General features: G+C 44.5%; 25 protein-coding genes. 14 read left to right on the top strand and 11 right to left on the bottom strand.

The annotated features are described in order from the left end of the window. Positions 1-83: 83 nt before the first annotated feature. Entirely contained in the window at positions 84-1,106 is a 1,023-nt protein-coding gene (gene pspF / locus AB6F11_RS02660) for a phage shock protein operon transcriptional activator (protein ID WP_017060309.1), read from the bottom strand. Between the two features lie 273 nt (positions 1,107-1,379). On the opposite strand from pspF, the gene pspA reads away from it, so the two are divergent. The 7 genes from pspA to AB6F11_RS02625 all read left to right on the top strand — a co-directional run bounded on the left by pspA (position 1,380) and on the right by AB6F11_RS02625 (position 8,704). Next, positions 1,380-2,051 carry a phage shock protein PspA gene (gene pspA, locus AB6F11_RS02655; protein WP_010440091.1) on the top strand — a complete coding sequence of 224 codons (672 nt, stop codon included), beginning with the start codon at positions 1,380-1,382 and terminating at the stop codon, positions 2,049-2,051. 14 nt (positions 2,052-2,065) lie between these two features. Beyond that, positions 2,066-2,299: an envelope stress response membrane protein PspB gene (gene pspB, locus AB6F11_RS02650; RefSeq protein ID WP_102393828.1), complete on the top strand. Its 234-nt coding sequence runs from the start codon at positions 2,066-2,068 to the stop codon at positions 2,297-2,299. Further along, positions 2,292-2,678 carry an envelope stress response membrane protein PspC gene (pspC, locus tag AB6F11_RS02645; protein ID WP_017065334.1) on the top strand — a complete coding sequence of 129 codons (387 nt, stop codon included), beginning with the start codon at positions 2,292-2,294 and terminating at the stop codon, positions 2,676-2,678. Before pspB ends, pspC begins: the two co-directional genes overlap by 8 nt. 158 nt (positions 2,679-2,836) lie before the next feature. Then, positions 2,837-3,871: an efflux RND transporter periplasmic adaptor subunit gene (locus tag AB6F11_RS02640; RefSeq protein WP_029236444.1), complete on the top strand. Its 1,035-nt coding sequence runs from the start codon at positions 2,837-2,839 to the stop codon at positions 3,869-3,871. A gap of 1 nt (position 3,872) precedes the next feature. Further along, entirely contained in the window at positions 3,873-4,958 is a 1,086-nt protein-coding gene (locus tag AB6F11_RS02635; protein WP_102393827.1) for an efflux RND transporter periplasmic adaptor subunit, read from the top strand. Beyond that, positions 4,951-8,061, top strand: coding sequence for an efflux RND transporter permease subunit (locus AB6F11_RS02630; RefSeq protein ID WP_102393826.1), 3,111 nt, complete (start codon positions 4,951-4,953; stop codon positions 8,059-8,061). The genes AB6F11_RS02635 and AB6F11_RS02630 overlap by 8 nt, the downstream gene beginning before the upstream one ends. 76 nt (positions 8,062-8,137) lie before the next feature. Then, a complete protein-coding gene (locus AB6F11_RS02625; RefSeq protein ID WP_017065337.1) occupies positions 8,138-8,704 on the top strand; it encodes a DNA-3-methyladenine glycosylase I in 567 nt (188 codons plus the stop codon). A gap of 244 nt (positions 8,705-8,948) precedes the next feature. Here the strand turns inward: AB6F11_RS02625 and AB6F11_RS02620 are convergent, their stop codons facing one another. Further along, positions 8,949-10,133, bottom strand: coding sequence for a cystathionine beta-lyase (locus AB6F11_RS02620; RefSeq protein ID WP_017065338.1), 1,185 nt, complete (start codon positions 10,131-10,133; stop codon positions 8,949-8,951). A 188-nt stretch (positions 10,134-10,321) separates the two neighbouring features. Beyond that, positions 10,322-11,776, bottom strand: a complete 1,455-nt coding sequence (gene cls, locus AB6F11_RS02615; RefSeq protein WP_017065339.1) for a cardiolipin synthase — start codon at positions 11,774-11,776, stop codon at positions 10,322-10,324. A 366-nt stretch (positions 11,777-12,142) separates the two neighbouring features. On the opposite strand from cls, the gene AB6F11_RS02610 reads away from it, so the two are divergent. From AB6F11_RS02610 to AB6F11_RS02595, 4 genes are all read left to right on the top strand, one after another. Beyond that, positions 12,143-13,576: a sodium-dependent transporter gene (locus AB6F11_RS02610; protein ID WP_050543975.1), complete on the top strand. Its 1,434-nt coding sequence runs from the start codon at positions 12,143-12,145 to the stop codon at positions 13,574-13,576. Between the two features lie 166 nt (positions 13,577-13,742). Beyond that, positions 13,743-15,359 carry a methyl-accepting chemotaxis protein gene (locus tag AB6F11_RS02605; RefSeq protein WP_102393825.1) on the top strand — a complete coding sequence of 539 codons (1,617 nt, stop codon included), beginning with the start codon at positions 13,743-13,745 and terminating at the stop codon, positions 15,357-15,359. Positions 15,360-15,536: 177 nt separating this feature from the next. Next, positions 15,537-16,235, top strand: a complete 699-nt coding sequence (locus tag AB6F11_RS02600) for a TIGR01621 family pseudouridine synthase (protein ID WP_017060318.1) — start codon at positions 15,537-15,539, stop codon at positions 16,233-16,235. A gap of 8 nt (positions 16,236-16,243) precedes the next feature. Beyond that, positions 16,244-17,197 carry a class I SAM-dependent methyltransferase gene (locus tag AB6F11_RS02595; RefSeq protein ID WP_017071833.1) on the top strand — a complete coding sequence of 318 codons (954 nt, stop codon included), beginning with the start codon at positions 16,244-16,246 and terminating at the stop codon, positions 17,195-17,197. Between the two features lie 93 nt (positions 17,198-17,290). On the opposite strand, the gene AB6F11_RS02590 is transcribed toward AB6F11_RS02595, so the two are convergent. The 5 genes from AB6F11_RS02590 to AB6F11_RS02570 form a co-directional block, all read right to left on the bottom strand. After that, the gene (locus tag AB6F11_RS02590) at positions 17,291-17,908 is read right to left on the bottom strand and encodes a CDP-alcohol phosphatidyltransferase family protein (RefSeq protein ID WP_102321515.1); all 618 of its coding nucleotides are present in this window, start codon (positions 17,906-17,908) and stop codon (positions 17,291-17,293) included. Next, a complete protein-coding gene (locus tag AB6F11_RS02585; protein ID WP_017068056.1) occupies positions 17,898-18,548 on the bottom strand; it encodes an ATP-binding cassette domain-containing protein in 651 nt (216 codons plus the stop codon). Before AB6F11_RS02585 ends, AB6F11_RS02590 begins: the two co-directional genes overlap by 11 nt. Next, on the bottom strand, positions 18,514-20,214 hold the full coding sequence (locus AB6F11_RS02580) for an ABC transporter permease (protein ID WP_102393824.1): 1,701 nt from the start codon (positions 20,212-20,214) through the stop codon (positions 18,514-18,516). Before AB6F11_RS02580 ends, AB6F11_RS02585 begins: the two co-directional genes overlap by 35 nt. Before the next feature lie 5 nt (positions 20,215-20,219). After that, positions 20,220-21,386: an ABC transporter substrate-binding protein gene (locus tag AB6F11_RS02575; protein WP_017060323.1), complete on the bottom strand. Its 1,167-nt coding sequence runs from the start codon at positions 21,384-21,386 to the stop codon at positions 20,220-20,222. A gap of 428 nt (positions 21,387-21,814) precedes the next feature. After that, complete coding sequence (locus AB6F11_RS02570) at positions 21,815-22,261, bottom strand: META domain-containing protein (protein ID WP_004734625.1); 447 nt, start codon at positions 22,259-22,261, stop codon at positions 21,815-21,817. A 188-nt stretch (positions 22,262-22,449) separates the two neighbouring features. Between AB6F11_RS02570 and AB6F11_RS02565 the strand changes: the two genes are divergently transcribed. Then, on the top strand, positions 22,450-22,713 hold the full coding sequence (locus AB6F11_RS02565) for a DUF1289 domain-containing protein (protein WP_017060324.1): 264 nt from the start codon (positions 22,450-22,452) through the stop codon (positions 22,711-22,713). A gap of 109 nt (positions 22,714-22,822) precedes the next feature. Further along, complete coding sequence (locus AB6F11_RS02560) at positions 22,823-22,990, top strand: hypothetical protein (RefSeq protein WP_017060325.1); 168 nt, start codon at positions 22,823-22,825, stop codon at positions 22,988-22,990. Positions 22,991-23,047: 57 nt separating this feature from the next. Here the strand turns inward: AB6F11_RS02560 and AB6F11_RS02555 are convergent, their stop codons facing one another. The 3 genes from AB6F11_RS02555 to AB6F11_RS02545 form a co-directional block, all read right to left on the bottom strand. Then, the gene (locus tag AB6F11_RS02555; RefSeq protein WP_029222623.1) at positions 23,048-23,350 is read right to left on the bottom strand and encodes a thiamine-binding protein; all 303 of its coding nucleotides are present in this window, start codon (positions 23,348-23,350) and stop codon (positions 23,048-23,050) included. 127 nt (positions 23,351-23,477) lie between these two features. After that, positions 23,478-23,699 carry a hypothetical protein gene (locus AB6F11_RS02550; RefSeq protein WP_017057116.1) on the bottom strand — a complete coding sequence of 74 codons (222 nt, stop codon included), beginning with the start codon at positions 23,697-23,699 and terminating at the stop codon, positions 23,478-23,480. Between the two features lie 253 nt (positions 23,700-23,952). Next, the gene (locus AB6F11_RS02545; protein ID WP_102393823.1) at positions 23,953-25,191 is read right to left on the bottom strand and encodes a DEAD/DEAH box helicase; all 1,239 of its coding nucleotides are present in this window, start codon (positions 25,189-25,191) and stop codon (positions 23,953-23,955) included. A gap of 209 nt (positions 25,192-25,400) precedes the next feature. Between AB6F11_RS02545 and AB6F11_RS02540 the strand changes: the two genes are divergently transcribed. After that, positions 25,401-26,027, top strand: coding sequence for a LysE family translocator (locus AB6F11_RS02540; RefSeq protein ID WP_017060328.1), 627 nt, complete (start codon positions 25,401-25,403; stop codon positions 26,025-26,027). Positions 26,028-26,198 lie beyond the last annotated feature (171 nt).

Below are 26,198 nucleotides of genomic sequence, written 5' to 3'. Positions count from 1 at the left end.
AACGAGGCGTTAGAGGAGCCTCAAGATCCGGACAATTTAACATTTTATTTATTCGGCTCCAAATAATAATCAAGCGTGGACAGCTATTTATCGTTAGCTTGTCCGACAATCGCGTACTTCCTCACCATTCCACGTAATTGGTTGTAGGTTAACCCAAGTAATTCTGCGGCTTGTTTCTGGTTATATTTGCTCTGTTTGAGGGCTTGGTTGAGTAGCTTGATGTCTTGTTGTTCTTGCCATGCTTTGTAATCAAGCGGCAAAGAAAACAAGCTCTCTGATGAAGTATGGCTGTTAGACGGCTCATTGCCAGTTTCCGGAGAGGAATCTTGCTCTGTTTTCCATGCGGGTTTAAATGGGTTAAACACCAAATATTCAATAGGATATGGATCTTTTCCGTGCTGATAGATAGCTCGCTCAATGACGTTTTTGAGTTCTCGTACATTCCCTGGCCAAGAATAATCCAAAAGCGATTCAACGGCAGAGGGGGCAAAGCCAACAAACAACTCCAATTCCAATTCACGACACATCTTAATGGCGTAATATTCTGCCAGTAGCATGATGTCTTCTTTTCGCTCACGCAAAGGAGGGATAGTAATGACGTCAAACGCCAGTCTATCTAATAGGTCTGCTCGGAATTCGCCCTTTAATGCCATGTCTGGTAAGTCGGCATTGGTTGCACACACCAGTCTGACATTGGCACTTAGCGCCTTTTGCCCACCGACACGTTCATATTGCCCGTATTCAATAACGCGCAGTAGTTTCTCTTGAACCGCAAGGGGAGTGGTCGCCAGCTCATCCAGAAACAGCGTTCCGCCTTCTGCTCTTTCAAAACGACCTTGATGACGCCCTTTCGAACCCGTAAAGGATCCCGATTCATGACCAAACAGTTCTGAATCAATCAAACCTTCACTTAAGGTTGAGCAGTTCAATGAGATCAAAGGTTGATCCCAACGTCTTGAAAGGTAATGCAGTCTTTGTGCGATCAACTCTTTACCTGTGCCACGTTCGCCAATGATCAGAATGGGTCTTTCTATTGGTGCGAGTTGGGAAACTTTATCTAACACAGAGAGAAAGCTAGGTGATTCACCAATGAGGTTCTGCTGCATAGCGGGTCCTTGTATGAATTAATCGCTGGAGAGGTCATGTAAGAGCCATAGTGGTGAAAAATACCAATACTTGGCTAAATTCATCATAGCATGGTTCGAGTTAATCACCATTTTATTGTAAGTAACTGATAATAAATGGCTTAAAAGTTGGCACGCTACTTGGATTATTTATGGTAGGTTTAACAACAAACGTAAATTTTTGAGCAAGTGGATTGATAAAGTCGCACAACGATTTGAAACGCATTTGCCATCATTGTAATTAAGGAGTTCCTCATGGGTATTTTTTCTCGCTTTGCAGACATTGTAAATTCAAACATCAGTGCACTATTAGATAAGGCTGAAGATCCAGAAAAGATGATTCGTCTTATTATCCAAGAAATGGAAGACACCTTAGTTGAAGTTCGTACCAACTCAGCAAAAGCAATTGCTGACAAGAAAGAGCTAGCGCGTAAAGTAGAAGCTATCGAAACACAGATTCTAGATTGGCAAAATAAAGCGACACTTGCCCTGACCAAACAACGCGAAGATTTGGCGAGAGCGGCGCTAATCGAAAAGCAAAAACTGGAAGACATCATCAAGAGCCTTCACACCGAACAAACCTTGGTTCATGAAACCATCGAAAAATTGACGAGTGAAATTGGTAAACTTGAAACAAAGATCGCAGAAACTCGTGCAAAGCAACAAGCATTAATGATTCGTAACAATGCGGCAAGCAACCGTCGTGATGTTCAAAAACACCTGCACTCAAGCAAAACCAACGAAGCAATGGCGAAGTTTGAGCAATTCTCGCGTAAAGTGGATGAATTAGAAGCTGAAGCGGACGTTTACGCTAAGACTGGCAACGCAAAATCTTTAGACCAAGAGTTTGCCGAGCTACAAGCTCAAGATGAAATCGAAAAAGAGCTAGCGAAACTGAAGCAACAAGTTGAAAACCGCGATAAATAATCTAGGAGTTGTCTATGTCAACATTTCTAATTGCAGGTCCACTGATTGTCTTTTTAATCTTCGTGGCACCGCTATGGTTATTCTTACATTACCGCAGCAAGAAGAAATCCAGCAATGGTCTTTCTGAAACGAATCTTCAACGTCTGCATAAGCTTTCTGCGCAAGCCGAATCCATGCAAGACCGAGTGAAAACGCTAGAAAAAATACTGGATGCGGAGTCGCCTAACTGGAGACGAAACTATGAGTAGAGAACTGTATCGCGACACGATTAACGGCAAATTGTCTGGTGTGTGTGCAGGGTTAGCGAACTATTTTGGCCTTGAAGTGTGGTTGGTTCGCATCTTAGTTATCTCAGCAGCACTGCTTGGTGGTAGTTTTCTGGTGTTATTAGCGTATTTAGCTTTGACATTTATGCTTGAAAAACAACCACCTCAGTATGTCGACCAAATGAAGGCGAAACAAGAGCATACGCTCAAGCAAAAGCCTTGGGAAAAAGGGCAAACTGCAGAGTCGCTATTGAACACTTTAGAGGGTGATTTCCAGAAGTTAGAGACCAGTGTCCGCAACATGGAAGCTTATGTCACCTCAGACACGTTTAAAGTGAATCGTGAATTTAAGAACATGTAGTGGTAAAACCTAAAAAGGATTAGATAACGGTTTAGGAAAATTTATTCCAAGCCGTTATTTTTTTTAATAATTTTCTCTAAATAAATCTTCCGCTGACTGGTAAGTTACATGTGATTAATCTATGTTATAAAAATATTTATAGATATGGATGATCACCAATGTATAGAGCCTCCCTTGTCCTATTGACTGCCTTAGCTGGGTTGTCTGGGTGTGGTAAGGAGCTTCCTCCCGTGCCTGAACCTGAGTCCAGACCCGCCAAACTCTTCACTGTCTCCGTCGGTAATAATGCCTTTGAGCGTAATTTCCCTGCTACCACAGAAGCTGGTGACAGAGCGGTACTCGCATTCCGTGTTCCTGGGTTATTGCAGAGCATCGATGTGACCGCTGGGCAGCACGTGTCTAAAGGCGACGAGCTTGCTAAGTTAAATCCCGATGAATATCAACTACTCGAGAAGCAAGCAAAAGCGAATTTTCAGCTAGCCGATGTTCAATATCAACGTGCGATCAAACTTCGTAAAGATCGTGTGGTATCAGAGCAAGATTTCGACCAAGCGAAAGCGAACCACAATTCAGCTCGCGCGGTGCTTAATCAAGCTAACGCGAATCTTCGCTACACCACTTTGGTTGCGCCGTATGACGGAACCATTTCCATCATTCCTGCTGAAAACCATGAATACATTGCGGCTAAACAAGGCGTGATGAATATTCAAACCAATCAAATTCTTAAAGTCGTCTTCTTATTACCCGACCAACTTATTACGCGCTTTTCATCAGGGTTCGAGATGGATGCAACCATGGTTTTTGATGCGTTTCCTGAAAACTCTTACGTTTTAACCTTCCAAGAAGTGGATACCGAAGCTGACCCGAAAACAGGTTCGTACAAAGTCACCATGGTAATGGAAAGACCAACCGATGTGGGTATTTTGCCCGGTATGTCTGGCTCGGTAAATCTCGTTTCATCGTTAGCGGCGGCCACCAAAATACCAACGTCAGCAATGATGACCGATGGGGATGATGTCTCTGTATGGCGTGTGAATAGCGACGGCATTGTTGAAAATGTTGCCATTGTCATCGATGAAAAACGCCATATCGTCTCTGGATTGAACGATGGCGATCGCATTGTGACTTCTGGCGTCAATGGTCTTGAGTCGGGCATTAAAGTTCGAGAGTGGATCAAGGAAAGGGGGCTATAACATGAAAACACTTAAAGTGACCGCTGGACTGTCGTGTTTGGCTTTACTTACGGCTTGTGAAGATAAACAAGTTGTAGAAGTGAATAACACGCCCTTGGTTAAAGCTATCGAGATTTCAGTCATCGACTTTAGCGACAAACTCTATTTCCCAGCGGTTGCAAACGCTGCCGAGAAGGCTCATCTCAGCTTTCGAGTCGCTGGTGAAATCAATAAGCTTGATGTGAAAGAAGGTGAGCGTGTTTCACAAGGAGACATCATTGCAGAGCTTGACCCTACCGATTATCAACTGGATGTCGACAATGCTCAGGCGCGTTACACGGTAATTAACAGCCAATACAGACGTTCAAGTCCGCTAGTGAAGAAAGGCTTATTGGCGAAGTCACAGTTTGATGAAATTGCTGCTCAACGCCAGATCGCTTATGCCGAGCTGGAACTCGCAAAACTGCGCTTGTCGTTCACTAAGCTTCGTGCTCCTGTTGATGGGATCATTTCTCGTGTCAGTGTCGATCAATATGAAAATATTCAGGTAGGCCAGCAGGTCGTGAACATTCACAGTGTCGAGGATGTTGAGGTTGTTATCCAACTGCCTGACCAGATTTACGTGAATCAGCCTAGCGAACAGCTGTTATCGAATGTTGAGGCTGTGGTAAGAGTACCCAGTGGCAATGAATACACGGCGGCTATTAAGGAGTTTACCACTGAACCTGACCCAAGCACGGGCACGTTCACGGTGACGCTTGCTCTACCTATGCCGGAAGATGATTTGATTCTGGATGGTATGGCCGTTGAGGTGACGTCAAATGGGCGAGATATCGGTTTGGAGCTAAAAGCTGGTGTACTTATTCCGATCGAAGCGGTATTCAATGCAGACGGTGATGAACTGGATCGTAAAAACTCTTATGTGTGGGTTCTTAACGACGACAAGACAGTCTCGAAACAACAAGTCGTGTTAGGAAAAGCAAACCAGGAAACATTGCAGGTAGTGAAAGGATTGGAAATGGGGCAGCATGTCGTTGTTGCAGGCGTATCGCGATTGCGAGATGGGATGACAGTGGAAGTATTGTCTCAGGAGACGAACAATGAGTGAAGTAAATAACAAGCCCCAAAATGACGATCAACAGGGTGATGATCAGATCACAGGTGTTGCTTCTTACTTTATACGTAACAAAGTCATTAGCTGGATGCTATCTCTGATCTTTCTTATTGGTGGTGTCTCTGCCTTTTTCGGCTTGGGTCGTTTAGAAGATCCTGCCTTTACCATCAAAGATGCAATGGTCGTGACTTCATACCCGGGGGCAACGCCTCAGCAGGTGGAAGAAGAAGTTACTTACCCACTAGAAAAAGCGATTCAACAACTTACCTATGTCGACGAAGTGAACTCTATTTCAAGCCGTGGCCTGTCTCAGGTAACGGTAACGATGAAGAATAACTACGGCCCAGATGATCTTCCGCAAATATGGGATGAACTTCGCCGAAAAGTGAATGATCTCAAGGTTGAACTGCCACCCGGCGTCAATGATCCTCAAGTCATCGATGATTTCGGTGACGTTTACGGTATTTTGCTGGCGGTGACGGGGGATGGCTATAGCTACAAAGAGCTGCTGGATTACATTGATTACCTAAGGCGAGAGCTAGAGTTGGTTGATGGGGTCAGTAAAGTCTCCGTTTCCGGCCAACAACAAGAGCAAGTGTTCATTGAGATATCGATGAAACGGATAAGCTCTCTGGGTCTGTCTCCAAGCACGGTATTTAACCTTTTATCGACTCAAAATATTGTATCAAGTGCAGGAGCGGTAAGGATTGGTGATGAATATATTCGAATCCATCCAACGGGTGAGTTCCAAAACGTTGAGCAGCTTGGCGATTTAATTCTGACAGAAGGTGGTGCTCAAGGTCTCATCTATTTAAAAGATGTGGCGAATGTAACTCGTGGTTATGTTGAAGTGCCAAGTAACATCATTGGCTATAACGGCAAGCTCGCACTTAACCTTGGTGTCTCTTTTGCGCAAGGCGTGAACGTAGTAGCGGTTGGTGAAGCGTTTGATCGAAGATTGGCCGAGCTAAAGTATCAACAACCCGTCGGCATCGACATCTCCGAGGTTTATAACCAACCTAAAGAGGTAGACAAGTCGGTAAGCGGATTTGTGGTGAGTTTAGGGCAGGCGGTTGCGATCGTAATCGTGGTGTTACTGTTCTTCATGGGACTAAGATCGGGCCTATTGATTGGTTTGATACTGCTATTGACCGTATTCGGTACATTCATTTTCATGCAGTACTTCAAGATCGACCTACAACGTATTTCACTGGGCGCGTTGGTTATCGCCTTGGGGATGCTGGTGGATAATGCCATTGTGGTGGTGGAAGGGATATTGATCGGCACGCAGAAGGGGCGAACCCGGATGCAGGCCGCCACCGATATCGTAACTCAAACCAAATGGCCGCTGCTTGGTGCGACGGTTATTGCGGTGACTGCGTTTGCTCCAATTGGTTTATCTGAAGACTCAACAGGCGAATACTGTGGCACCTTGTTCACGGTGCTACTGATCTCCTTGATGCTGAGTTGGTTTACTGCCATCTCGCTCACGCCGTTCTTTGCCGACATGTTCTTTAAAGGTCAGAAGGTCGATCCAGATAACGAAGGTAAGGACCCATACAACGGGATGGTTTTTGTTATCTACAAAAACTTCCTTGAGTTCTGTATGAAGCGTGCTTGGTTAACCATGTTTGTTCTGATTATTGGTTTAGGCGCGAGTGTGTACGGTTTTGGTTTCGTTAAGCAAGCCTTCTTCCCGTCTTCAACCACACCTATGTTCCAAGTGGATGTGTGGATGCCAGAAGGTACCGATATTCGAGCGACCAATACCAAGCTTAAAGTGCTTGAGAGTTGGCTAGCTGAGCAGGACGAAGTTGAACATATCACGACAACCGCGGGTAAAGGCCTGCAACGTTTCATGTTGACCTACTCACCCGAGAAGAGTTATAGCGCGTATGGCGAAATCACGGTTCGTGTGACAGATTATCAGGTACTTGAAGGGCTGATGCGTCGCTTCCGTGAACACGTTGACAGTCAGTTCCCTGAAATTGATTACAAACTTAAGCAAATTGAATTAGGCCCTAGTGGCGGTGCGAAAATTGAGGCTCGAATCGTCGGTTCAGACCCAACCGTGCTACGTTCAATCGCAGCTCAAGTTATGGACATCATGCGTGCTGATGACGGAGCATTTAACGTTCGTCATGATTGGCGTGAAAGAACTAAGGTATTAGAGCCTCAGTTCAATGAAAGCCAAGCGCGTCGTTATGGTATTACCAAGTCTGACGTTGATGATTTCCTAGCGATGTCTTTCTCTGGTAAGTCGATTGGTGTGTATCGTGATGGTACTACGTTGATGCCTATTGTGGCTCGTTTACCTGAAGATGAGCGAGTTGATATTCGCAACATCGAAGGTATGAAGATTTGGAGCCCGGCATTAAGCGAATATATTCCGTTGCAGCAAGTGACGCTTGGCTACGAATTGGAATGGGAAGATCCACTTATCATCCGTAAGAACCGTAAGCGTATGCTGACGGTAATGGCCGACAACGACCTATTGGGTGAAGAAACGGCTTCGACGTTACAGAAACGCTTACAGCCACAAATTGAAGCGATTGAGATGCCACCGGGTTATTCGTTGGAGTGGGGTGGTGAATATGAGTCATCTGCTGATGCACAAGCGTCTCTGTTTACCACTATGCCGATGGGTTACCTGTTCATGTTCTTGATTACCGTGTTCTTGTTCAACTCGGTCAAAGAACCGCTAATTGTTTGGCTAACGGTTCCATTAGCGCTAATCGGGGTAACGACAGGCTTATTAGCCTTGAATACACCATTTGGCTTCATGGCATTGCTAGGCTTCTTGAGTTTATCCGGGATGCTACTTAAGAACGGTATCGTACTGCTTGACCAAATTGAGATTGAGATGAAGTCCGGTAAAGATCCATATGTAGCGGTTGTTGATGCGGCACTGAGTCGTGTTCGTCCGGTATGTATGGCTGCGATCACCACCATTCTTGGTATGATCCCTCTACTGCCGGACATCTTCTTTAAACCAATGGCAGTAACCATCATGTTTGGTTTAGGCTTTGCGACTGTACTCACGCTAATCGTAGTACCTGTGCTGTATCGTTTATTCCATAAAATTGAAGTGGCTTAACGTCAACTAACCTTTGAAATAATGCCCCTAATTGGGGCATTATTTTTATGTATGATTACTAAAAGAGACCATCGAAATGGAAGCTAATACAGTGGATAGAACGTGTGCATGGGCGCTTAAACATGAGCTTGAAAGGGAGTACCACGATGCAGAGTGGGGCGTGCCTGTTTATGATGATCAAGTTCTGTTTGAGTTCATTACTTTAGAAGGTGCTCAAGCAGGTCTGAGTTGGATTACGATCCTTAAAAAGCGTGAAGGCTATCGTGCCGCGTTCGATAATTACGATCTAAACAAGCTAGCTGAGCTGAATGAAGACAACGTGCCGCACATCATTGAAAACTTCGATGTGGTTAAACACAGGGGTAAGATTGCTTCGGTATACAACAATGCACGAGCAACGCTTGAATTACAGAAAGAGTTCGGCTCTCTTTCTAATGCCTTATGGCAATTTGTTGATAATGAGGTGATCGTGAATCAATGGACCGAGATGTCCCAAGTTCCCGCTTCTACCGAGCAATCTAAAGCGATGAGTAAGTTTTTGAAGAAGAGAGGCTTTAAGTTTGTAGGGGAAACAATCTGTTACGCATTTATGCAAGCAACAGGTATGGTCAATGATCATTTAGTCGGTTGCCCACACAAATAAAGTGTTATTTATTTCAGCGGAACAATCACTTAGAAATTGAAAAATTCATAGCCATTTTTTCATCGCTCTGAGATCTTTAAGTGGATGTGCTTTAAGGTTCAATATTGGCTTTGAAAGCTTCTGGACTATGAGCGGTTTGTATTATGAGCTGAAGTATCTGAATATGAGTATTTTGAGTTATGCTTTAAACAGAAAAAGGCAGGAATATCCTGCCTTTTTTGCATATTAGACCTATCGTCTCAGATTAAATCAGAGCGCTATAACGTTCTAATCCCGCCTCTAGATCAGCAATCAGGTCATCAACATCTTCTAACCCAATATGAACACGTATCAAGGTACCTTCGAAATTAGGATTGGCAACAGTTCTCAAGCTGTCAAAACTGCTTGGTTCGTTAGCTAGAATCAAACTTTCAAATCCACCCCAAGAGTAACCCATACTAAAATGTGTCATTCCATCAAGTAACGCTGTCGTCGCTTTGATATTAGAGTTGTTTAGTACAAAAGAGAACAAGCCATTACCGCCAGTAAAATCTCGTTTGAAGAATTCATGGCCTGGGCAAGACTCAAGAGCAGGGTGACGAACGTGGTTAACTTCAGGACGAGTCTCTAACCATTTTGCGACCTTCAAGCTGCTTTCTGCGTGTTGGCGTAGACGCACATCAAGAGTACGAATGCCGCGAAGCCCTAAATAAGCATCATCAGGTGAGACACATTGCCCCATCAAGTAACTTTGCTCTCTTAGTTGATCCCAGCATTTCTCATTGGCGACTGCCGTACCTAGCATCACATCAGAGTGACCCACGATGTATTTGGTCGCTGCTTGAATCGAGATATCAACACCAAAATCAAACGGTGAGAAGTTCACGCCAGCCGCCCAAGTATTGTCTAGCATAACGATGATGTCATGTTCATGAGCGATACGCGCTAGTGTTGGAATATCCTGCACTTCCATGGTGACAGAGCCTGGAGACTCAGTAAACAGCACCTTAGTGTTTGGCTTGATAAGGTCTTGGATACCTTCACCAATCGTTGGCTCGTAGTAAGTTGTCTCTACCCCCATCTTTTTCATGATGGTGTCACAGAAATCACGAGTAGGTTCGTAGCAGGTGTCAACCATTAAAATATGATCACCTGTTTCTACAAAAGAGAGAATGGCATTAGAAATGGCGGCCGTACCACACGGGTACAGTGCACAACCCGCGCCGCCTTCTACTTCAACCATCGCATCTTGGAAGGCAAAATGAGTGTTGGTTCCACGACGTCCGTAAAAAAGGGTCTTGTTAGCGCGGTTAATCGTAGCTTTACGCTTCTCTTCTACTGAGTTAAATACGACAGTTGAAGCGCGTTGTACTGGTGGGTTAACAACACCATTGGTCCACTTCTTATCACGACCGGCAGTGATAAGTTTAGTGGTTTTGTTCTCGGACATGCTGTGAATTCCTTATCAATCGGTTATGTCCTATTTAAAACATGCGAGTAGCCATCAAAGCAAGAGGGAAGAGAGAGTTTTTAACGTTTTCTTTTGCTTTTTAACTTTTCCTCGATTTGTGATGAAAAGTTAAAAAGCGATCGCAAAGATACTATTCGTTGCCAATGGTGGTCGGCGAGCGAGGAGTATTAGAGCAACGGGTTGAATAAATAGAACAGCCTCTCAAAGAAGCGATTACTAAGGTTTCTTTGCTCCCACTGTTCTAACTCTACAGAGTGGGATGAAGCGATATAAGATTTCTGCAGCTCAGACAGTTTTTGCGTGAAATGCACATCATCCACAGCCAGAGTCACTTCAAAGTTGAGCCACAAACTGCGCATGTCGATATTGACGGTTCCGATCAAGCAAAACTCTTCATCGATCACTACCGATTTGGTATGAAGAAGGCCACCGTAAAATTCATAGATCTTCACGCCAGCTTCAAGCAACTCGGTATAAAACGCACGAGAAGCCCATTTAACCATTAGTGAATCGTTATTGTGTGGAATGATCAGTTCTACAGTTACGCCGCGTTGAGCTGTCATCTTAAGTGTTTCGAGTAAGTCAGCACTTGGCACAAAATAAGGTGTAGTAATACGTACAGAATGATTCGCTTGATTGATGGCGATGGTCAGTACTTGTAAGATCAAATATTCCGGCATGCCAGGGCCAGACGGCACTACTTGAACCGGATGATGTGTCATGATTTCTTCAACTGGGCATTCAGGTATATCAGGGAGAATGCGTTCACCAGTCTCAACTTCCCAATCCCAGCCATGAATAGCGGATAACACATTAACGGTTGGCCCAGTCACTCTGACCATTACATCAATCCACTGACCAACGCCGGAACTTTGTTTGAAGTGAGCAGGATCGACCATGTTCATTGAACCCGTATAGGCGATAGTCTCGTCAATCACAATGATTTTGCGGTGTTGTCTTAAATCTAGGCGACGTAAAAAAATACGCCATGGGCTCACTTCTAGTGCTTGTACGACTTGAACGCCTGCGTCCTTCATCATTGACTGCCAGTGGCTTTTGAAAAAGCGAGGGCTACCGGCTGAATCGAGCAAAACTTTAACATCTACGCCACGTTTTGCAGCGCGAATCAGCGCAGAGGCAACCGAATCGGTCAGGCCACCTGGATGCCAAATATAGAAAACCATCTTGATACTGGTTTGTGCATTTTCTATATCTTCGATAATTGCGTGTAGGATCTCGTTTGGTGAAGATTGCAGCGATAGAGTGTTTCCACTGAGTGCAGGGATGCCCATTCGATTGTTACAAAGCTCGTCAATCTTATGGATAGGGGAGCCGACTTTCCCTGGTTGGTGAAGTTGGCAATCATTCAATTGACGGAACCAGTCGCCGAAAGGGGTAAACATACGATGAGCGCGTTCAGCCCTTTTTCTGCCTAGGTTTAGCTCACCAAAAAGGAAGTAACAAGCTACACCAACAATCGGGATAATGTAGATAACCATTAGCCAAGCAAGAGAAACGCTGACAGAGCGTCGTTTTAGTACAACACGAAACGTCACACCGGCTACGAGAACCCAGTACAAAACAACAGAGGCCAAAGTTAAAAAATGATAAAGCTTATCCACATTGAATACTCGAAAAAAGAGACACTTAGATAGTAATGCTATTTAACGGATATGGGAATTTAAGGATTCAACTATTTACAAAATAGAGCAAAAGATGTAAATAGGTTAAAGTTGTTAAGTTTTGGTCAACTTAAGAAGAAAACGATTGTTTTGTATGAAAAGTCGGCATTTAACCATAAAAATTTACATCTTTAACGAAATTTGTACGGTATGCTCTTCCAATTTTATTCTTAAACTGGTTTACTTGCTAGACAACGAGCGTCAATCAAATCTTTTAGGTGTGTAAATTTATTTATACACCTTCCTTTTAAAGACGCCACCCAAAGCAAAACACAACATCACATAACACAAAAGTTTGGAGTACACGTGGCTACTAGTAATACAACCACAACACCCCGCGATACCTGGGGTTCGAAGTTAGGATTCGTAATGGCTGCAGCAGGTTCTGCTGTTGGCTTAGGTAACATTTGGAAATTCCCATACACAGCAGGCGAAAGTGGCGGTGGTGCATTCGTTGCCATTTACCTGTTTTTTGTAATTTTTATTGGTTTCAGTGTCATGCTGACTGAATTTGCGATTGGCCGTCATACGCAAAAATCAGCAGTAGGTGCATTTAAAACAACTGACCGTCGTTGGACGTTCGCTGGCGTTATCGGCGTATTCAGTGGTCTACTTATCATGGGTTTCTACCCAGTAGTAGGCGGTTGGTCAATCGCATACATCGGTAAAATTGCAGGTGGTCTTCTAGACGCACCAGAAGCAATTGGTGATAGCTTTGGTGGCTTTATCTCAAACCCAGTTCAACCACTAATGTGGATGGGCTTATACCTACTACTTAACGTTGTTATCGTTATGAAAGGTATCTCTGGTGGTATTGAGAAAGCAGGTAAGATCCTGATGCCGCTTCTTTTCATTATCCTTATTGTAGTATCAATCAAAGGCATTATGCTTCCGGGCGCGATGGCTGGTCTTGAGTTCCTATTCAGTCCTGACTTCTCTAAAGTAGACAGCAATGTAATCCTAGCCGCTCTAGGTCAAGCATTCTTCTCTCTAAGTCTTGGTATGGGTTGTATGATGACATACGGTTCTTACCTTAAGAAGAAAGAGAACCTAGTTCAGACAACAGCAATGGTAACCGCAATGGATACTGGTGTTGCTATTCTAGCTGGTGTTGCAATGTTCCCTGCAATGTTCGCGTTCGGTATGGAACCTGCAGCGGGCCCTGGTTTAGTATTCGTTGTTGTTCCTCAGCTATTCGCTGAAATGGGCGGCGTAATCGGTCTTCTATTTGCTCTTATGTTCTTCGTTGGTTTGAGTGTTGCGGCACTAACATCTTCAGTATCTCTACTTGAAGTTGTGGTTTCTTACCTAATCGATGAGAAAGGCATGAAGCGTGTAACAGCGGTACTGTCTGCAAGTGTTGTAATGGCGATTCTATGTATCTTCGCTTCTCTATCACTTGGCGGCTTCGGTCCAACACTGTTTGATACTGGCGCGTTCGATATTTTCGACCTACTAACGGATAAGATTTTCCTAGCGGTTGGCGGTATGTTGGTATGTATCTTCGCTGGTTGGAGACTAAACCGTGCAGACCTAGAGAAAGAAATCACTAACGACGGTGAAGTCTCTTTCCCACTATTTGGTCTATGGTACACACTAGTTAAGTACATCATCCCTGTAGCTATCGCAATCGTTGCGTTCATGGGTATCTCTTCTGGCTTCGATAGCGGTAAAGGTGCAATCATGCTACTAGGTATTGGTATCATTGCTGGTTTTGCGCTGATTTCTAAGAAGTTCTAATCGCAAGATAAAGTAATTTGATAAACGGGAGCTCATTAGCTCCCGTTTTTTTATGTCTGGAACTTAATTATCTAAGAAAAATAATTATTAAAGGTATCCGTCTGATAGCCGATATAAATGGAACGAATAGCTGTTAGAGCTATATTTTGATTTAGGTAGGTGTTGTGTGAAATTGTCAGTGAGAAAGAAACTGTATGCCGGTTTTGGCTCTATATTGGCGGTGCTTGTCACGTTAGTCAGTATTGTATGGATAGAAGTTATTGGCGCTCATAGAAGTGCTGATGAGATCAGAATGGACGATGTACCGGGCACTGTTACCTATCTTGTTCTGATAGATGAAGCTGGAGATGTCTATCGAGATGCTCTGGGTGCAATCACTCTGGTCGATAATGCACTCAATGATTATCGAACCAACAAGAACGAATTTGCTCAAGCTATCGAGCAGGCTAAGCGTTTGGAGAGTAGAGGTTCGGAAGACCACCGCCGTATTCAGCGAATTGAAGACCTGATGGGGCGTTTCACTCAAGAGTTTGAATCAAAGCTTGTGCCGAAGATCAATGATGAAGCTGCGCTACTAGCCAATATTCAACAGCTACGATCTTTGTATGAGAGCAATCTTATCCCTATTGAGAACTTACTGGATCAAGCGTCAGCAAGTGAGCGCGCAGATACAGAACAGTCACTACTGACACTAACCGACACGTTTACTACCATCGAGCGCACTATCATGGTGTTGTCTGCGATTGCTATCGTCTTCGGTTGTGTGATTGCATATATGTTGTCGAGTTCTATTACTAATCGCCTGACTCGTGTTGAACAAGTAGCACGCCGCGTGGCAAATGGTGATTTAACCGCAGGTGACATTACCGATGAGTCTGGTGATGAACTGGCTGATCTTGCTAGTTCGATTAACCAGATGCAGAAGTCGTTAGTGGACTTATTAGGTTCTATCTCTTCTGTGACCTATGAAGTTCAATCTGTTACGGGCGAACTATCTTCTATTAGTCAAGACATCGTAACGGGCGCTTCTGCTCAAGCTGATAAGGCCAACTTAATTGCAACGGCTGCTGAAGAGTTAAGCTTGACCATTTCAGAAGTGGCGCAGCAGGGCACGTCTACTTATGAAGAAGCACGTCGCTCAGAAACCTCTGCAGAAGATGGCCGCAACGTGATTGTTGAGATGGTGGCGAGTATTCAACAAGTGTCGACTCAAATGAGCGATATGTCGTTGCAAATGAATACTCTAGGTTCTCACGGTGAGCAGATTGGTAGCGTTATCAAGGTAATCGAAGACATTGCTGAGCAAACTAACCTGTTAGCTCTTAACGCTGCAATTGAAGCGGCACGTGCAGGCGAGTTTGGTCGTGGTTTTGCTGTGGTAGCCGATGAAGTGCGAGCGCTAGCAGAAAGAACAACCAAAGCGACACGAGAAGTCTCGGGCATCATTCAATCGATTCAATCGGGCACTCAAGAAGCGGTGACTTACACTCAAGATAACTGTCGTTTAGTTGAGATTGGTGTTGAGCAAAGCTCAGGTGCTGTTTCGGCTCTAGAAGCGATTGTGAGCGGTGCGGGCAATGTACAAAGCATGGTTAACTCTATTGCGACTGCGGCAGAAGAACAGACGGCTGTGACCAAAGAAATTGCAGCGGACATTACCGCGATTAGCGATATCTCTGAGCAATCTCTGCAGCTAGCAACTCGTAGCTCCGAAAATACATCAGGCTTGAACGCTAAGGTTGCTGAGCTAGAAGCATTAGTTGGTAAGTTTAAACTGGGGTAAAGCGGTAGCTTGGTTCTATTTACCTATTGGTAATCGAGTAAAGACCACGCACTGATCGCTAGTTGCTGAAAAGAAGCCCAACGATTCAATATTTATTGAGTGAGTTGGGCTTTTTCGTAGCTGGAATCTGGGTTCAGACGCGGTATACTCCACGTTCTACAATGGAGCTAGCCTTTAATGTTCGATATTCTTCTGAACCACTCTGATTTTTTACTTATCAATAAGCACCCTGGAGTCAGCGTCCACAAAGACGATGGCGATACCATGTTGCTTCAAGAAGTTGCTAAGGCAATTAATGAGCCTAAGCTGTATCTCGTTCATCGACTAGATAAAATGACTTCGGGCATTCTGCTGCTGGCAAAAAATGCGTCGGCGGCGAGCGAGCTTTCACAGCTATTTGCAAAGCGTGAAGTAGAGAAATACTACCTTGCGATCGGTTCTAAGAAGCCAAAGAAAAAGCAAGGTTTGATCTCAGGAGACATGGAGCGTTCACGACGCTCAAGTTGGAAACTTCTGACATCCAAAGAGAACCCTGCGATTACTCAGTTTTTATCAGCAACGGCTGAACCCGGTGAGCGTCTGCTGTTATGCAAACCCTATACAGGGCGAACTCACCAGATCCGTGTCGCGATGAAGTCGATCGGCTCAGCCATTGTTGGTGACCCTATTTATAATCCATCGAGTGAGGCTGACAGAGGTTATCTACATGCCTTCGCGATTCGATTTGCCTATCAATCACAAGCCTACGAATATGTCTGCGACCCAAGGAGCTTAAACTCTTTGGGTGAGAAGTGGCATCAGGAAACCGTGTCGAACGGTTTGGACAGTTGGCTTGAACCTTGGTCATTAACTTGGCCAAAGCTAAACACTAAGTGAGTGAAATAATGGAAGCATCAGCTTTACCTCTGTTTTTTAGTCATATTGAACAGCAACTTAATGAAGTACCAAACGAACTACGCCGTATTTTCCACGGGCGCGGTAAGTTTTGGCCTGGTCTAGAGCAACTGACATGTGACTGGGTTGATGGACAGCTACTGGTTAACGTGTTTAAAGAAGTAGACGACGAATTCTTGTCATCTCTAAAAGCTGGATTGGTTCAACTCACCAACAAAGATATCTGGCAATCAAAGCAGGGCACAAGCATTGTTCTGCAACACCGTTATGCCGATGGCGCGCCTTCAGAGGTTCTATGGGGAGAGTTGAATGATTCTCCGGTTGTGGTTGAACATGGTCTTAAGTACCAATTAGACATTGGCCGTAATCAGAACTTCGGTTTGTTCCTAGACATGCGTAATGGTCGCCAGTGGGTACAAGATAATGCCAAGGATAAGAACGTTCTTAACCTGTTTGCATACACTTGTGGTTTCTCTGTCGCGGCTATCGCTGGTGGCGCTCGTCAATGCATGAACGTGGACATGTCACGTGGCTCGCTAAACAAAGGTCGCGATAACCACCGTCTGAATGAACACGATATGCGCTCGGTTAACTTCCTTGGCTACGATATCTTTAAGTCGTGGGGGAAAATCAAGAAGGGCGGTCCTTACGAGCTCGTTATCATCGATCCACCTTCGTTCCAAAAAGGCAGCTTTGCTCTAACCAAAGATTACAAAAAAATCTTACGTCGTTTGCCTGAACTTCTAACTGAAGGCGGTGAAGTGATTGCGTGTGTGAACTCACCAGCAGTATCACCAAACTTCCTGATTGAGACGATGGCAGAAGAAGCACCAAGCGTTGAGTTCATTGAGCGTCTGGACAACCCGCCTGAGTTTGTCGATGTCGACCTTGATTCAAGCCTGAAGGTATTGAGGTTTAAAATCACGGCTTCAGCTGAAGCTTGATGTCATGATTTAGCGGGCATTATCCATACTAATATAGAAAACGCCGCTCACAATGAGCGGCGTTTTTATAGGTGCAAGAAACTAACTCATTTATTAACTAGCTTGGTTTTTTAGTGTCTGAAAACCAAAATAAATACGCATGAACGTGGTTAGCCAACAAGCTGCACCAAAGGTGTAAGCGATAACCGCAAAGTGTTGAGGCCAAATACAAAACGCGATGAAACAAGCGATGGTTTCAGTGCCTTCGGTTAGCCCTGACATGTAGTACAGAGACTTATGCTTATAGACTGGGTTTTCAATGCCTCGCTTGCCTGCCATAACCGCAAACGCTAAAAAGCTGCTGCCTGTGCCGATAAAAGAGAAGATCAAAAATGCACCGGCAATGGCGTTGTGTTCTGGGTTGGCAATGACAAATCCAAAAGGGATCAGCGAGTAGAATAGGAAATCTAGGCTGATATCGAGGAAACCGCCCGCATCACTAATGCCTTGGATTCGAGCCAAGGCTCCATCAAGCCCATCACATACTCTATTAAACACAATGAAGCCTAACGCCCACTCATATTGTTGAAATGCCAACGCTGGAAACGCTAAACACCCAATCAGAAATCCGAATAACGTGGTTTGATTGGCCGTGATACCCAATTGGTTTACTAACTTAGCAGACTGATTTAATGGCCACTTAATGACCTTAATGGAGTACTTATCCAGCATGGTTACTTCTCCATGGCCAAGACAGTACTTCTGCCCCTTGAGGTACATCGGCTTCGTCGTGCGTGACCATTAATGTAGGGATATTCGCTTTGGTCAGCTGTTCGAAGACCCAATCGCGAAATTGTGCTCTGAGCTCTTGGTCTAACTTACTGAACGGTTCGTCAAGCAGGGCGAGTTTAGGCTTGGCTAACAACATACGAGTCAAGCTTATTCTTGCGCGTTGACCGCCGGATATTTGATCCGGGAAAGATTCAGCTAAGTGAGTTAGCTCTATGTCTTTTAGTGCAGCCATTGCTTGTTTTTGGCGAGCGGAACCTTTAACAGAGTTCGGTAACGAAAAGGCCAAGTTTTCCCATACTTTGAGGTGCGGAAACAACAAGTCATCTTGAAACAAAATACCGACTTCACGCTGATGTGATGGAAGCTCGTCGAGCTGAATATTGTTCAACACAACGGTGCCAGAGTACGAAAAATCTTCACTTAAGTGACCAGCAATCGCATCCAGTAAGGTCGACTTTCCGCAGCCACTCGGCCCCATCAAAGCCAGTATTTGGCCAGATTCTAATGTGACGTTTAGCGCTGAGAACAGCGAATCTCCATCGGTTTTACGGATGGCGAGGTCGTTGAGGTACAGACTCATTACTTAGGAAACCTTTAAAAGTAAGACGGCGATATCTCAGTTGAAGTCGGCTGACTAATATCGCTAAAGAGAAAAAGAACAGAGGCAATAGGGCCTGCCAAATGGCATAGATTGCTGTCACCCTACGGTCGAAACCACTGGTAAGTGCAACGGCTTCTGTGGTGATCGTGCTAATACGGCCTGCGCCGAGCATTAATGTTGGAAGGTATTGGGCCAAACTCACGCTGATCCCGACCGCCCAAGCAAAGGCAATCGCAGGAAGCAAGATTGGTAGTTTGATCGAATACCAACTCTGAAATGGCGATTTACCTAGGCTCAGCGAGGCTTTAATCAACCCATCATTGAAGCTTTTCCACGGGCCATCCAAAGACAGGTACACAAACGGGAAAGCAAAGAAAACATGCGCCCAAATCACCCAGAACTCATAGGCACTACTGCCGATGTAGAGGGTCGTGACTTGCATACCAAACAACACTGAAAGCTGTGGTATTAGCATTGGAATAGCGATAATGAAGCCCGGAACTTGCCACTTGTATTTGATTCTGTATTCGTGAGCAACCAGCGCAAGCAACAAAGCGATTGAAGCAGCAATCAGACCAATCCATAAGCTTTGACCAACGGTGCTCATGATGCCTTCCCACTCGAACTCCCAGAAGCGCGTGCTGTAGCGGCTCGGCAGTAAATCAGGGAAGCGCCAACGCTGAGCAACGCTCCAAATTACCATTAAAGGAATGATCAGCAGTGAAAGGCTAGCAAGGACAGTGAATACCGTTTTCCCCGGAAGGTTTGCCCCTGTTCTTCCGGAATACTGCCAAGTTCGAAAGTACTTAAGAACCGCCCATTCAACTAAACGCGCCAAGGCGATGATCAACGAAGCTAAACCAAACAAAACGATGGCACCAGCAGCAGCTCGCGGAAGTAGGTTAAGATCCGGATCGTTGAACCATTGCCATACCAAAACGGCAAAGGTCGGCGGGTTGGTTGGGCCTATGATCAAAGCAATATCGACAACCGAGACACTGTAAGCGAGTACCGCCAGCATTGGGAAACGAAGCTTGGTAAACCATTGTGGGAAAATACATTTCCACCAGATCTGAGCGCGGCTGTAACCGAGCGATGCACTGACCTTGGTGATACGCTCTACATCAATTTGCTGAAGTATCGAAATGCTCATCAGCAATAAGAAGGGGACTTCTTTGAGTGCGAGCATAATAATTAAGCCGAACGCGTATGGGTCTTTCACCAATAACGCCAATTCAGAGCTGGTAGCCGATTCGCCGAGCAAGTGATGTACCGCTCTTGCGCCAAGCCCCGTTGGACTAAACAGAAAAGCAAAGCCGATAGCGAAAGCTACATGTGGAATGGCAAGCATTGGCGATAGCGTAAACTCAATCTTTCTCCAAAACTTGTTTCCCCAAGAGGCTTGAAGAATACAAAAGGTCAGGAAGCAGGCTATATAGCTGCTTGCAATTGCTGAACCTAGGCTTAAGCCAATAGAGTGCCAAGCCCCTTCCCATTGAAAGACTTGGCTAAAACCGTTGAGTGTCGGCTCATCTAAACCAAGGGGCGGGATGAAACTCAGTGACGAAGCCACGACTCCCGCTACCCCAGGAATGGTCGGGATAATGCATACAGCTATAACAACAAAATATAGAGCGCGTAGCATGAAGACTAGTTACCGTATCGCTTAAGCCACTCTTTCTCGAGCGCGTTTTGCCAGCTAGGGTGTGGTTCATCAACCGATTTAAATTGCTGGGTGTTTTTAGCGCTGCCAGTCAGGTATTTGCTGCTCAGAACCGAAGGATCGCCCCAAACATTGAGGTCACCCTTGCGAGACTGTGCTTCCGGGCTCAATAAGAAGTTAATGGTCACTTGAGCACCTGCGGTTGCATTGGCATTCCAAGGAATCGCCAGGAAGTGAATGTTAGATAGAGCGCCGCTTTCTAGAGCATAAGCCTTAGTGGTTTCGGCTAAGCGACCACTGGCTTGTGCTGAATAAACAGAGTTTGGATTAAACGTAATCGCGAGATCGATCTGTCCGTCATCCAGAAGTTGGATGCTTTCCGATGTGCCTGCTGGGAATTGTTTGCCACCGCGCCAAGCCACTTTATGGAATTTATCTAAGTAAGCCCACAGTGGTGCCGTCACTTCTTGGAAGTTGTCTTCTGAAACCGGCTGAGCCAGTGCAGGGTTATTGTTTGTTAGTTCAATCAATAGAGACTTAATGAAGCTCGTGCCATGAAATTCTGGTGGGCGAGGGTAGCTTAAGCGATTTGGGAAAGCTTGAGCGTAGCTCAACATCTCTGAAAACGATTGTGGCGGGTTGTGTAGTGTCTCTTGATCGTGAATGAACACAAGTTGTCCCACGCCCCACGGTGCTTCCAAGCCTTCTGTCGGCTCTGAGAAATCAACATCAATCGGCAGAGACTTATCGACATACTGCCAATTTGGAAGTGACTCTGTAAATGGCCCAAACAATAGCGCGTTGTCTTTCATCGAGCGGAAGTTCTCGCCATTAATCCAGACGATATCGACGCTGCCTTCACTGTTCTTTCCTGCTGCTTTTTCAGCAAGCAGTCGAGTGGTGGTTTCCGCAATATCGGTCACTTTCACATGCTTTAACGTGACACCGTAGTCACTTTGTAATTTCTTGCCTGCCCACTGTAGGTAACGATTGATCTCTTGGCTTCCGCCCCAAGCGTGAAAGTAGACAGTTTCTCCCTCTGCCTGCTGTTCTATTTGGTTCCAGCTGTCGGTGGATGTTGCTTCATCAGCATAAATGGTTGCGCTGTATGCAACGGTTGCCATGATTCCTAACGTACTTACTATCTTGTTCATAAACTTTTCCATTTGGTAGTGAACGGGCAAGAGCATTGTATTTTCGAACTCCCTAGTGCGTATTGACCCTTCGTGGTTAACGAAAGATCAACATGCCCTAATAGTTATTCTATCTGTTTCTGAAATAAATTCTAATTCAACAGTAAATTCAATCAATTACTTGAGAACAAGCAGGGAGTTCGCGGTCGAGTTTTGTTCGATACGTAATCATCTCGAAAACTCGACAGACTCTAGGCTTTTGCCATCCTAGCAACAGACCGCTGAACCGTTGAATTTATTGCATCTAAATGAGAGATTTTTGAGGTTTATTGGAGGTTGGTACGAAAAGTCGGCGATGAGCGTCAATTTTGAAGAAGTAGTGAGGGCAAGCTGACAATAAAAAAGGAGCCATCAGGCTCCTTTAATCAGTATTTGGTTTCGATGACGGATTAGTTTACCCAGTCACGAATTGTGTACGTTAGCGTGTGTACATCGTTTTTCAGTACTAGCGTATCGTTTGTTAGCGTTACGTCGCTCCACTCGCTTAGAGTAGCAGAAACCGATTGTTCGATTTCCATCGCAGAGCCGTGACACATTTTCATTGTCATGCCCATTTGCTTGATACGGAATTGACCGTCTTTCAGCTCGCCTTGACCGAAGAAGTTGTTACAACCAGCCATGCCGTTTGCAGTCATCTTTTCGCCGATCTCTAGACGAGGAGCTGCTTGGTCTTCGCTTTTCACAATGTCCTTGCCATCAATTTGCGCAAGTTCCCAATTATGGTGCTGTAGATCGGTTGGTGTTACTTGCATCGCGTTGTCACCTGTTGTTGTGCATGCTGCTAGCATCATAGGTAAAGCGGCTACTGCTAGTAATTTTTTTGAACTAAACTTCATATTATAAGGCTCCAAAGGAAAGAACGAAGTTACCGGATAAGTGTAACTTGATGGGTTCAAAGTATAGTTTACAAAACACTATATGTGTCAGTATAAGGTCATAGTTTAGTATGGATTTCACGAGCCAGGCGACAAATTAATCGCTTATTTTTGAGAGAGTAAGCGTAATTTTGAATGTGTAAGGAGGCATGGTGGAGCAGTTAGAGTTTTTCCAAGTTCCAAGCCCTTGCGTTGGGGTTTGTTCAAGCGATGACAAAGGCTATTGCAACGGTTGTATGCGCAAGAGAGAAGAGCGCTTTAATTGGATGTCGATGACACCGTCAGAACAATTGCACGTGATAAAGCTGTGTCGTCAGCGCTATAGAAGAAAAATAATGAATCAAAAAAACTTGATTGGTAAGCAGGTCGATGAAGAGGGAAATACCAGTCCCCAAAGAGATCTTTTTGGCTAAAGAGGAAGTATTTAGATTTTATTTAACTCCGAAGTAACTATTACTTTACATAATGGTTGGGGTGTAATATTAAAGTAGGTACCTTTGTACCTGAAGGAGTGGTGTCGGTATGAATAAAAAGAACGTAAAAATCAAAAAAGAGCCAGTCAAAGCACTTGACCGAAAACCGATCGGGGCAAAAGATGACCCTGAAGAGACTCCGCGTGATTGGCATTCGATGTCAGAAGAAGAACGAATGGAAATCCTTTCTCACCTCTCAGACATGCCTTTCCAATAACACCACTGGTTCTTCAGAGCCTTTCTTAAAGCTCAGTTTTCAGAAACAAAAATGTGATTAAACAAACATGTGATTCGCTTTCGTTACACCACGATGGTACGTGCAAAATGTATCATCGGCCTCGGTGGTTTTACTGTGAATCTTAATGTTTGTGATCACTTCTACCGCCCCTGTATCGTAGCAAGCTTGTTCTGCTTTTTTAACGATATCGAGTAATTGGTTGAGTTCACCTTTCATCGTAGTTTCCATCGCACCGACTTGGAAAGGCACATCGGCAGCTTTCACAACTTCAATGGCTTTATCAACCACTTCGAAGTTGTTGCCTTCTTTAACGCGAGGTATCACTTGGAAGGCAACCATCACTTCTTTTTCTCTTTTTAACTCAGACACTTTCTGCTTACTCTAGGGTAGGGAATTGTTGCAGATTATAGGTTAATGCGGAGACGAATTCTACAGCGATTATGCTGGTTGGATTACTCTCTTTGTCCTACTTGTTACCCCAGTGGTCACTTACCCAACCACCTATGTGCTCATCAAAATGACTGCCACTGAACCTCTGGTTGCGTTCAACTGAAGTATCACAATCATCTTTATTATCTATTAGGGTTTGTATGTAGTTTGCCATCGGGTCATTGGAACGTTGACGATCTCGGCGAGTTGCCACTTCCTTAATCAGTTGTAATCGATATGTAGAGCTAGCACGTTTCATTTCAATGACCTCCTGTTGTAGACACTAATAGAAAAATCTAGTTGCTAGATATAGGGGCGTCAACGTGATTTAAGAGTATTTTTTTTGAGCAACCAAGAATCAATACGTTGGCATCATAATTCACAAAAGTGTCATTTAAGTTGGCAACTTTAGGGAAGTTTTTGGGTGTGAATTTGTATTTTGTTGCATATAAAAAAGCCCAGTACAAACTGAGCTGACCATTCTATTTCTGGTTACTTAGAGTTATTTCTGGTTACTTAGAGCTATTTGGTTTGCTTTTAAATTGCTTAATGCTTTTCTTTTTAGCTGTTCTTCGATTGGCCATTTTATCTTTAGGTGGACGCTTGCGAGCGGTCGTTTCAGATGCAGGTTTGTCGGTAACCGGGAAACCCTCTAATGGTTGCAGCACTAACGGCTTATTGGTCAAGGTGCGAATCGCATTGAGGTAGTCAGTTTCGCTGTGGCTAACCAGAGAGACCGCGCAGCCAGTACTTCCTGCTCTTGCTGTACGACCAACGCGGTGTACGTAAGTTGCTGATTGAGAAGGTAATTCGAAGTTAATTACGACAGGTAACTGATCAATATGAATGCCTCTAGCCATCACGTCTGTCGCGATAAGCACACGAGTCTCGCCATTTTTGAAACTTTCTAATGCTTGCTCTCGTTCTTCTTGGCTCTTATTTCCATGTAACGCACTCACACTGATTTTGGCTTTATTCAATCGTTTGGTTAATGCATCGGCATTGTCTTTTGCGCCAATAAATACCAATACTTGCGGCCATGTGTGTTGATTGAGTAGTGCGATGAGCGCTTGAGCTTTACTGCCTTTGTTCACTAAATACAGGGTTTCTTCAATAGTCGCGACCACGCTGTTTTCTTGATGTGTCGTGACTTTAACTGGATTTAAAAGAAGCTCTTCAGCTTGCCCTACTAATTCGGGCAGAAGTGTCGCAGAGAACAACAGTGACTGACGTTTACTTGGTAGTGCTGCAGTAATCGCTTGAATATCTGGCCAAAATCCCATGTCGATCAGGCGGTCGGCTTCATCAAGAACCAATGATGAACACCGAGCTATATCCAGTTCATCACTTTTGATTAAAGCAAGTAGGCGGCCCGGTGTGGCGATGGCTAATTGTGGTTTAGTCGATAATTGTTGCTGTTGATCATCAGTATTTACGCCGCCCGTTAGCGTTACCAATTTGATATTGAGCGTTGTCGCGATCGGTTCTAAAGATTTGGTCACTTGAGATGCAAGTTCACGGGTTGGAACAATGATCAGTGCTTGCAGTTCATTCACATTTTGGTTGATGTTATTCAGTAAAGGTAAGCCGAACGCCAACGTTTTTCCGCTACCCGTTTGAGCCAACGCAAGTACGTCTTTACCCGCAATAATTGATGGAATTACCGCTTGTTGTATCTCAGTCGGTTTGTCGAATTGAGAAGGGATCGCTGTGACGGTTTTTGCGTTAAGGGTGAGGTTATCAAATGACATAAATGAACCAAGTATCAAAATGGAGGTGGAGTCTAACAGGGCTATAAATGTTAGAGAATCAGTTTTGTATGTTAGACGATAAACACATTCATTATACGCGCGAATTATGTCTGTTAGCTATACGCGATAATTAAGCGTTTATCATATTGTAATGGCACTGAATGGACGTACAATGTCCGCCCTAAAAATGTTCATGAAATGAGATCGAAATGAGTTGGGACAGTATCTGGCTGTTTATCGTTATCGTGTTTTTTATTGCCATTATCCCGGGCCCAAATGCGCTGTTGGTATTAAGCACAGCCTTAACTCAAAGGAAGCTGTTCGCATTTGTGAACGTGTTGGGCGTGTCATGTGGTTTCTTTTTTCATGCCTTTATCTCGGCTAACGGCATAAGCTTATTACTGTCGAACACTCCCATGGCCTTTGAAGGGCTAAAGTGGGCTGGGGTTTTGTATCTTGTCTGGCTTGGGTATAACCATTTTCGTGCGGCGCTGCGCGCTCAAGAGGGCGTGCTCTCTGTGGTCAGTGCATCGGGAAGTAAGCTTTATAAGCAATTTTTCAAAGGGCTTCTCACTAATCTACTGAATCCTAAAATTGTCCTGTTTTATCTTTCTATATTCCCTCAATTTGTTTCAACAGATGCGATTGTGACAGACAGTTTGATACTTGGTGCAATTCAAGCGTCAGTGGTGTCGATGTGGTTCTTAGTTGTGATCTTAATGGCGGATACCTTTAAGCGCTTGTTAGTTCAAAAGCGCACCTCGCAAATGATGAACATTGTGTGTGGGATTCTATTCGTGGGCTTCAGCATTCAGTTGGCATTGTTTCAGCTTTAGGGTGCGATGCGAAGAATTGGGTTTTTAGCTATTGGTTCAGTTCATTTCCGGCTTAGTTCTCGTTTCCATCTTAGTTTTCATTTCCGATTCAGTTCTCATTTTTTACTGAATGCTAAGCAATCAGTGTTTCTCTGTATAAATCTCTAAAGCATTAGCTCGGGAAGTCGATAT

The sequence above is a fragment of the Vibrio sp. 10N.247.311.14 genome (assembly GCF_041467715.1).
In the GTDB taxonomy this organism is placed as follows: domain Bacteria; phylum Pseudomonadota; class Gammaproteobacteria; order Enterobacterales; family Vibrionaceae; genus Vibrio; species Vibrio crassostreae_C.
The sequence above is the reverse complement of the archived record's forward strand: the minus strand, read 5'-3'. Positions and strand labels throughout refer to the sequence as shown.

Coding starts and splice junctions, on each gene's coding strand:
- AB6F11_RS02620 (WP_017065338.1), bottom strand. CDS start 10,133: ATGTCCGAGAACAAAACCACTAAACTTATCACTGCCGGTCGTGATAAG.
- AB6F11_RS02590 (WP_102321515.1), bottom strand. CDS start 17,908: ATGCTGGATAAGTACTCCATTAAGGTCATTAAGTGGCCATTAAATCAG.
- AB6F11_RS02625 (WP_017065337.1), top strand. CDS start 8,138: ATGGAAGCTAATACAGTGGATAGAACGTGTGCATGGGCGCTTAAACAT.
- AB6F11_RS02640 (WP_029236444.1), top strand. CDS start 2,837: ATGTATAGAGCCTCCCTTGTCCTATTGACTGCCTTAGCTGGGTTGTCT.
- AB6F11_RS02545 (WP_102393823.1), bottom strand. CDS start 25,191: ATGTCATTTGATAACCTCACCCTTAACGCAAAAACCGTCACAGCGATC.
- AB6F11_RS02540 (WP_017060328.1), top strand. CDS start 25,401: ATGAGTTGGGACAGTATCTGGCTGTTTATCGTTATCGTGTTTTTTATT.
- AB6F11_RS02565 (WP_017060324.1), top strand. CDS start 22,450: ATGGTGGAGCAGTTAGAGTTTTTCCAAGTTCCAAGCCCTTGCGTTGGG.
- AB6F11_RS02575 (WP_017060323.1), bottom strand. CDS start 21,386: ATGAACAAGATAGTAAGTACGTTAGGAATCATGGCAACCGTTGCATAC.
- AB6F11_RS02600 (WP_017060318.1), top strand. CDS start 15,537: ATGTTCGATATTCTTCTGAACCACTCTGATTTTTTACTTATCAATAAG.
- AB6F11_RS02580 (WP_102393824.1), bottom strand. CDS start 20,214: ATGCTACGCGCTCTATATTTTGTTGTTATAGCTGTATGCATTATCCCG.
- AB6F11_RS02570 (WP_004734625.1), bottom strand. CDS start 22,261: ATGAAGTTTAGTTCAAAAAAATTACTAGCAGTAGCCGCTTTACCTATG.
- pspC (WP_017065334.1), top strand. CDS start 2,292: ATGAGTAGAGAACTGTATCGCGACACGATTAACGGCAAATTGTCTGGT.
- AB6F11_RS02560 (WP_017060325.1), top strand. CDS start 22,823: ATGAATAAAAAGAACGTAAAAATCAAAAAAGAGCCAGTCAAAGCACTT.
- AB6F11_RS02550 (WP_017057116.1), bottom strand. CDS start 23,699: ATGAAACGTGCTAGCTCTACATATCGATTACAACTGATTAAGGAAGTG.
- AB6F11_RS02630 (WP_102393826.1), top strand. CDS start 4,951: ATGAGTGAAGTAAATAACAAGCCCCAAAATGACGATCAACAGGGTGAT.
- pspB (WP_102393828.1), top strand. CDS start 2,066: ATGTCAACATTTCTAATTGCAGGTCCACTGATTGTCTTTTTAATCTTC.
- pspF (WP_017060309.1), bottom strand. CDS start 1,106: ATGCAGCAGAACCTCATTGGTGAATCACCTAGCTTTCTCTCTGTGTTA.
- AB6F11_RS02635 (WP_102393827.1), top strand. CDS start 3,873: ATGAAAACACTTAAAGTGACCGCTGGACTGTCGTGTTTGGCTTTACTT.
- AB6F11_RS02595 (WP_017071833.1), top strand. CDS start 16,244: ATGGAAGCATCAGCTTTACCTCTGTTTTTTAGTCATATTGAACAGCAA.
- AB6F11_RS02555 (WP_029222623.1), bottom strand. CDS start 23,350: ATGGTTGCCTTCCAAGTGATACCTCGCGTTAAAGAAGGCAACAACTTC.
- AB6F11_RS02585 (WP_017068056.1), bottom strand. CDS start 18,548: ATGAGTCTGTACCTCAACGACCTCGCCATCCGTAAAACCGATGGAGAT.
- pspA (WP_010440091.1), top strand. CDS start 1,380: ATGGGTATTTTTTCTCGCTTTGCAGACATTGTAAATTCAAACATCAGT.